The organism is Streptomyces millisiae, from assembly GCF_031845425.1.
Taxonomy (GTDB): domain Bacteria; phylum Actinomycetota; class Actinomycetes; order Streptomycetales; family Streptomycetaceae; genus Streptomyces; species Streptomyces millisiae.
Genome location: NZ_JAVREM010000166.1, coordinates 1 through 771, shown reverse-complemented (window position 1 = coordinate 771; position 771 = coordinate 1). Strand labels below are relative to the sequence as shown.

The 771-nt window shown below is 60.8% G+C and carries 2 protein-coding genes; one reads left to right on the top strand and one right to left on the bottom strand.

The annotated features are described in order from the left end of the window. Positions 1-336, bottom strand: a 336-nt coding sequence (locus tag RNC47_RS36015) for a TetR/AcrR family transcriptional regulator (protein ID WP_311605057.1), incomplete at its 3' end; no start/stop codon positions are given. A gap of 190 nt (positions 337-526) precedes the next feature. Here RNC47_RS36015 and RNC47_RS36010 point away from each other — a divergent pair. Next, positions 527-771: MmpS family transport accessory protein (locus RNC47_RS36010; RefSeq protein WP_311605055.1), on the top strand; the 245-nt coding region annotated here is incomplete at its 3' end.

Sequence of the window (771 nt, the reverse complement as noted above, 5' to 3'; positions counted from 1 at the left end):
GAACGCGATTTCCCGAAGGCCGCGGTCGGTGGCCGTGATCTCGCACATGCTCTCGACGTACCACGCGAACCCCTGCCATGAATCTTCGTGCTGCAGCGCGGATTCAGCCAGCGCGGTGAGCTGTTCCATACCGTCCACGAAGATGGCCCCGATCAGCTCTTCCTTCGTGGCGAACCGCCGGTACACCGTGCCCACCCCGACATTGGCGTAGCGCGCCACGTCGTTCAGCGTCGCCTCAAGACCTTTCTCGGCAAACAGCTCCCTCGCAGCGTCGAGCACCCGCTGCCGGTTGCGCTCTGCGTCCTTGCGCAGCGCGGGTCTTGTTTCCTCGGTCATAACTCTCAGTCCAAGTGATCGGCGTCATAAGTGGATTGATCCTATCCACTTATTCGGCTAACTTTACCCCTCGAAGTGCGTAGGCCACCTAATAGCAGGGTTGTCGCGATCGCATCGAAATGTCGGGAGGCCCACCAGTGACACCTGTCATCGATATGCCCGCTGCGGGCCTCCCCTCGGGGCAACCGAAATGCTGAGGGCCATCCGCCGAATCTGGCTCCCGGTACTGATCGTCATCGCCATGGGGGCCGGCGTGCTGATCGTGATGAACGTCCGCAAGGTCTTCGGCGCACATCCGGTCATCATCACCGACACCACGTCGGACAACGCCGAGGACTTCAATCCCAAGTTCGTGAAGTACGAGATCTTCGGTAACGGCGGCACAGCCGTCATCAACTACATGGACCTCGAAGGCAAACCCCAGCGCACGGGAAC